Below are 5288 nucleotides of genomic sequence, written 5' to 3'. Positions count from 1 at the left end.
TGCCTCCCCTGCGCGCCCGCTCTTGCGTGCCCATGAACAGGGCCGGCCAGTTCAGGCCCTGGCGCACGATCAGTGCGCCAACGCCTTTGGGCCCGTGGAACTTGTGAGCCGAGAGCGAGACCAGATCAGCCCCGGATTTGGCAAAGTCGAACGGCAGCTTGCCGATCAACTGCGTCGCGTCCACATGCAGCAGGGCACCTCGCTCATGAGCCAGGCGAGCCAGTTCGCCGATGGGCATGAGTACGCCCGTCTCGTTGTTGGCCGCCATCACCGAGACCAGAGACACATGCTGTGTGATCAGTGCCTGGGCCAGGGTCATGTTCAGGCTGCCATCGGCATGCAGCCCGATGAAGTCCACGCCAATTTGCTGGCGATCCCTGAGGTGGCGGGCCAGCTTTTGCACGCCTGCGTGTTCACCGGCGCCCAAGACGATGCGCTGGCGACCGTTGAAGCCCATGGCGCCGCGCAAAGCGATGTGATTGGCCTCGGTGGCACCGCTCGTGAACACCACTTCTGCTGGCTTGCAGCCCAGCATTCTGGCAAGCTGCTGGCGCCCCATCATCAGCGCCTGCCTGGCCTCCTGACCCATGGCGTGCGACGAAGACGCATTGGCCCACGATTGCCGCAAGGCCAGGGCCATGGCACCGACCACGCCGCTTGAAGGCTCTGTGGTGGCGTTGTTGTCCAGGTAGATCCAGTCGGGGTTCATCATGGTCCTTCCCATGCCGTTCATGGCCAGAACACGCGCATCGGGTCGGCACAGATCTCGTCGAGCAGCGGCTGCAGATGTCGAGATTCGTCGTGCAGCACCCAGCTCTCGTGGACGTGGTCCTTGAAATAGAGTGCCCAGGCGCCTTCCACAGGCTCGACCCAGGCGATGTCGATCACGCCGCCAGTCGGGTCGATGTTGCGAGAGCAACAAGGGCTCTTGATCACCCATCCGCCAACGTCTGCCCGTTCAAGCTGTGGCTGTACATAGCGGTAGCGCACACGTTGACGCAAGGCGCGCTCGATGCGAACCCGGTCCATGTCATGGACCATGGCCGCGCCAGCGCGAGGGGTGATCGCCAGATGGGTCATGGCGTCTGGCCGGCGGGTTCGCCGTCGAGCATCAGGCGTTGCTGGCCACGTGCCTCTGCGGCCATCTGTGCCAGCTCCATGCTCAGCATGATTTCGTCTTCGGTGCAGCCGATCACGAAGCCGTCAAAGTCCACCATGTAGACGGGTTGATTGACTTCTTCGTGATGGCCAACCTGGACGATTTCGCCCTCGCTACCTGTCTCGATGAGCACCACATCCTGCGGGCGATCAGGGTAGGTGCCGTCATTGAGCAGATCGATCAAGGCGACGACCTTCTGGCCCCATTGGTATTGCGCTTCACGTGGTTCGATCATCATGGTGGTGTCCTTGCGCTTAGCGCAGCGATTTAAGTGCGTCGGCCTTCTCGCCCAGTTGCGCGAGGATGTCGTCGGGGATGTTGTCCAGCGTCATGAGTTCCTTGGCCCTCATGCCCACGCGGTAGCCGTGGTCGGTGAATTCGACGGCGTAGATGTAGAACTGCTGCAGGAAGGTACCTATCGACACCACGTAGCCGATGTCGCCCTTTTTGACGAGCACGTCGCCGATGTCTCGGCCGTTGAAGGTGCCGTCGTTGCGGATGGTCGAGCGGCTGACCACGCGCTCGCCGTAATGAAAGCGAGGCGGGTCAGCGACCTCGATGGCCAGATCGTCGTCGCGGGCGATGTCAACCATGTCGTTCTCCCGATTCAGTCAGGCGCTGTAGCACGGCGGCGCGGACTTCGCTGTCCTCGTCGTGCTGCATGCGTTGCAAAAGCTCAGTTGCGGCGCGCTGGGCAACTTCCCAGCGCACGATGAGGTCTTGGTCAAAGGCGAGTCTGTCGAGCAGGCCCGTGGGCAGGCGTTGCGCGACCACGCGGCGCACTTCGGGGGCCTCGTCGCTCGTCATGCGCAGCAGCGCCGGCATTTCGATGCGATGCGCCACTTCCTGCCGGACAACTTGCTCCGGGTCCGACATGAGAACGGCGAGCAAGGCCACGGGCAGGCGGCGTGCCACCCATTGACGGACCCCATAGTCCGGGTCGTTCACCATGGCCGAGAGCTTGTCGAACTCCAGACGTTGTGCGACGCGGATGCGCACCTCACGATGCGGATCCTGGGTCAGCTTCTGCAGGGCGCGTTGTGGCAGGCGCAGGGCCAGTTGCAGTCGAACCGTCTCATCTGGGTCTTCGATCATGGCGGGCAGATGGAAGACTTCGGTGTAGCGCGCAGCGATGGCGCGTACTTCGAAGTAAGGATGCTGCAGGTGCGCTCTGGCCAGCTCAGGGTGCCAGCGGAAGAAGCGGTCTATGCGCCGCGCATAGCCATCTTGCATGCAGGCGTAGCCCAGCTCGCAACCGCCACTGGCTTTGAGTTGGGCATGTACGCAGCGCTGGCAGATGCTGTCCGACAGGGGCTGCCCCAACCAATCCATGGCCACGATGTCGCCCGCAGGGGCACGCGCATGTGGTCGCGTGGGAACGGGTGCGGCGGCCATCATGGGTTCCCCCAGCCTCGATGCGGCATGCGGCCTTGCGAGATGGCGAGGCGATCGTAGTCGAGTTGCTCGTCTTCATCGTCGCCGGATTCAGCGCGTGCCAGTACCACGGCCAGCACGGCGCCGCCCACACGGTCGTGCGGATCCAGGTGTTGCAGCTCATGGAGTGCCGCGCGGCCCACTTCGATGTCGCCCAATCTCAGGTTCAGGTAGGCAAAGCCTTTGAGGGAGAAGAGGTAAAAGCGCACGGCCGCATCGAATCGGGCCTGCTCGTCAGTGATGGGCGGCAAGTCAGCGGCAACCGGGTCGGGGTGGCCTGGCACGAGCGCTGCGCGTGCCAGGCTCAGGGCCTCGCGTGATACTTCGCGAGCCTCGCGCAGGCGATGCCCGTAGAAGTGAAAGCGGTACAAGGCAATCAGCGTGGCGGGGTGCATAGGTGCCAGCGTGCGGGCCTTTTGCAGCAAGGCTTCTGCTCGGACACGATCCTGGCGAACCAGACCAGCTTGCGCAATCAACGATTCAACCTCGGCAGGCAGGCCCATGCCCAATGCCGTGCTGTCAAAGCTCAAGCCATCGAGCATGGCGTTGCCGGGCATGCTCACACTGCCTGGTGCGAAGTCAGCGTGTGCATTCATGTGGGCCTGCCTTGAAGGTGAGATCGTCAGGCCGACGTCCGCGGTGCCGACGAGACCTTGATCGATCCAATCTCGATCTTGGTCATGGCGGGCGCGGTGCTGGCACTGTCACCACTGCTGCTGCATGCACAAGGCGCAGCAGAGGGGTTGAAGAAGGTCAGGCCGGATTTGGTCGGGGTATCGGCGAAGTCGACGATCACGCCATTGAGGATCAGCCTGCTCTCTGCAGGCAGAAAAACGCGAATGCCATTGACGTCGGCCACTTCATCGCCGGCGGCGGGCTGAGCCTCCACTGTGAATTCCGAGTTAAAGCCGGAGCATCCACCAGGCGTCACGGTGAGCCGAAAGCCTGCCGATGCCGGCAGTCCCGAGAACTTCACCATGCGCCGGATGAATTTTTCGGCAGCGGGGGTCACGGTCCAGTTTGGCAGCATGATCGTTGTCCTTCCTGATCAAGCCTGGACGATGCAACCATCGACCGGGCAAACCGATACGCACTGGGGCGCGTCAAACTGCCCTTCGCATTCGGTGCACAGTGAGGGGTTGATCTTGAAGATGCCACCCTTTTCGCTGATGGCGACATTGGGACACTCGGGTTCGCAGGCAGAGCAGCCGGTGCAAGTGGAGGCGATGATTTTCAGAGCCATGATGTTCTCCTTCAGGGGCGGTGGGTGATCAAGCTGCTTCAGAGGTGAAAGCACCTTGGCGGATCGAGGCGTCACCACGCGATTGATGCGTGATGTCGCCGCGAGCGATGCGGCCGGTGTAGTCGGCAAACCAGTTCAGTGCGGCCTTCTCGATGAACTCGTGGGCGTACTGGTCAACGGGTTCGATGCCAGCGGCCTTGAGTTCGTCACGCGGGCAGGCGCCGATCTTGGCAACCAGCACGGCGTGGCAATCGTTGATGGCCTTGACAATGGAGGGCAACTGCTCGTCCTCGCCATAACCGCCCTGGCAGTACAGGTCCACGCGGCGATGGCCAACGAACAGGGCCTCCTGGGCCGAGACTTCAAAGATCTGGAACTCTGTGGCGTGGCCGAAGTGCAGGTTCACACGCCCGTGGCCCTCGGTTGCCACGGCGACGAGCACCTTCATCGATGGATCGACCTCTGTCAGTTGAGCCTGGGCTTCAGCCAGGGCATCCTGCTTGGCCGCATGCTGTGCCTGGCGCTCCACCTCGACCTTGTCTTGATACTCCTTGCGCTTGTCAAGGTTGTAGACAATGTCCATCTCTTCGATCTTGTCGAGCGTGAACTCTTCGGAGCGGTCTTCGCCCAGCAGGCCGACGGCATCGGCGCGGCATTGACGGCAGTGGCGCATCAGGTTGGCGCCGCCAGCGCAGGCATCTTGTACGGCCTTGAGCTCTTGCGCGGTCGGGCCACGCTGGCCATTGAGGCCGAAGTAGGTGCCATGCTCGGCTTCCGAGATCAGCGGCATGATGTTGTGCAGGAAGGCGCCGCGCTTCTTGACTTCGCGGTTCACCTCGATCAGGTGCTCGTCGTTGATGCCCGGGATCAGCACGGAGTTGATCTTGGTGAGCACGCCACGTGCCGTGAGCATCTCCAGGCCGAGCATCTGACGCTCGTGCAGGATCTTGGCGGCCTCGTAGCCGGTGATGCGCTTGTGGTTGTAGAAGATCCAGGGGTAGATCTTCTCGCCCACGGCCGGGTCAACCATGTTGATGGTGATGGTGACGTGGTCGATGTTGTATTTGCAGATCTCGTCGACCTGATCAGGCAGGGCCAGACCATTGGTGGACAGGCACAGCTTGATGTCGGGCGCCTGCTCGTGCAGCATGCGCATCGTGTCGAAGGTCTTCTTCGGATTGGCCAGAGAGTCGCCAGGGCCGGCGATGCCCAGCACGGTCATCTGAGGGATCTCGCTGGCGACGGCCAGCACCTTCTTCACGGCTTGATCGGGTGTGAGCTTCTGCGAAACCACACCTGGGCGTGACTCGTTGGAGCAGTCATACTTGCGATTGCAGTAGTTGCACTGAATGTTGCAGGCCGGGGCCACGGCCACATGCATGCGGGCATAGTGATGATGGGCTTCTTCCGAATAGCAGGGATGGTTCTTGACCTTTTCCCAGATCTCGGCGG

The 5288-nt window shown here is 62.2% G+C and carries 9 protein-coding genes; all 9 read right to left on the bottom strand.

Annotated features, from left to right (window positions below):
* Nucleotides 1-712: aminotransferase class V-fold PLP-dependent enzyme (locus EPO09_RS09730; RefSeq protein WP_290642572.1), on the bottom strand; the 712-nt coding region annotated here is incomplete at its 3' end.
* Nucleotides 713-729: 17 nt separating this feature from the next.
* Nucleotides 730-1080, bottom strand: a complete 351-nt coding sequence (locus tag EPO09_RS09725) for a DUF3024 domain-containing protein (RefSeq protein WP_290642570.1) — start codon at nucleotides 1078-1080, stop codon at nucleotides 730-732.
* Nucleotides 1077-1397 (bottom strand): nitrogen fixation protein NifZ, encoded by a 321-nt coding sequence (locus EPO09_RS09720; protein WP_367200063.1) that lies wholly within the window; start codon nucleotides 1395-1397, stop codon nucleotides 1077-1079. The genes EPO09_RS09725 and EPO09_RS09720 overlap by 4 nt, the downstream gene beginning before the upstream one ends.
* Nucleotides 1398-1413: 16 nt before the next feature.
* A complete protein-coding gene (locus tag EPO09_RS09715; RefSeq protein ID WP_290642568.1) occupies nucleotides 1414-1752 on the bottom strand; it encodes a nitrogen fixation protein NifZ in 339 nt (112 codons plus the stop codon).
* A complete protein-coding gene (locus EPO09_RS09710) occupies nucleotides 1745-2557 on the bottom strand; it encodes a 4Fe4S-binding leucine-rich repeat protein (RefSeq protein ID WP_290642566.1) in 813 nt (270 codons plus the stop codon). The genes EPO09_RS09715 and EPO09_RS09710 overlap by 8 nt, the downstream gene beginning before the upstream one ends.
* On the bottom strand, nucleotides 2554-3189 hold the full coding sequence (locus EPO09_RS09705) for a hypothetical protein (protein WP_290642564.1): 636 nt from the start codon (nucleotides 3187-3189) through the stop codon (nucleotides 2554-2556). Before EPO09_RS09705 ends, EPO09_RS09710 begins: the two co-directional genes overlap by 4 nt.
* 26 nt (nucleotides 3190-3215) lie before the next feature.
* Nucleotides 3216-3623: an iron-sulfur cluster assembly accessory protein gene (locus EPO09_RS09700; protein ID WP_290642562.1), complete on the bottom strand. Its 408-nt coding sequence runs from the start codon at nucleotides 3621-3623 to the stop codon at nucleotides 3216-3218.
* Between the two features lie 18 nt (nucleotides 3624-3641).
* Nucleotides 3642-3836: a 4Fe-4S binding protein gene (locus EPO09_RS09695; RefSeq protein ID WP_290642560.1), complete on the bottom strand. Its 195-nt coding sequence runs from the start codon at nucleotides 3834-3836 to the stop codon at nucleotides 3642-3644.
* A 28-nt stretch (nucleotides 3837-3864) separates the two neighbouring features.
* The coding region (nifB, locus tag EPO09_RS09690) for a nitrogenase cofactor biosynthesis protein NifB (RefSeq protein ID WP_290642559.1) at nucleotides 3865-5288 on the bottom strand (1424 nt) is incomplete at its 5' end.

This window comes from Aquabacterium sp. (genome assembly GCF_004297345.1).
GTDB lineage: Bacteria > Pseudomonadota > Gammaproteobacteria > Burkholderiales > Burkholderiaceae_C > Aquabacterium.
The sequence above is the reverse complement of the archived record's forward strand: the minus strand, read 5'-3'. Positions and strand labels throughout refer to the sequence as shown.

Bases quoted from the DNA above. Each gene is read 5' to 3' on its own strand.
- EPO09_RS09695 (WP_290642560.1), bottom strand. From the start codon at position 3,836: ATGGCTCTGAAAATCATCGCCTCCACTTGCACCGGCTGCTCTGCCTGC.
- EPO09_RS09700 (WP_290642562.1), bottom strand. From the start codon at position 3,623: ATGCTGCCAAACTGGACCGTGACCCCCGCTGCCGAAAAATTCATCCGG.
- EPO09_RS09725 (WP_290642570.1), bottom strand. From the start codon at position 1,080: ATGACCCATCTGGCGATCACCCCTCGCGCTGGCGCGGCCATGGTCCAT.
- EPO09_RS09705 (WP_290642564.1), bottom strand. From the start codon at position 3,189: ATGAATGCACACGCTGACTTCGCACCAGGCAGTGTGAGCATGCCCGGC.
- EPO09_RS09710 (WP_290642566.1), bottom strand. From the start codon at position 2,557: ATGATGGCCGCCGCACCCGTTCCCACGCGACCACATGCGCGTGCCCCT.
- EPO09_RS09715 (WP_290642568.1), bottom strand. From the start codon at position 1,752: ATGGTTGACATCGCCCGCGACGACGATCTGGCCATCGAGGTCGCTGAC.
- EPO09_RS09720 (WP_367200063.1), bottom strand. From the start codon at position 1,397: ATGATGATCGAACCACGTGAAGCGCAATACCAATGGGGCCAGAAGGTC.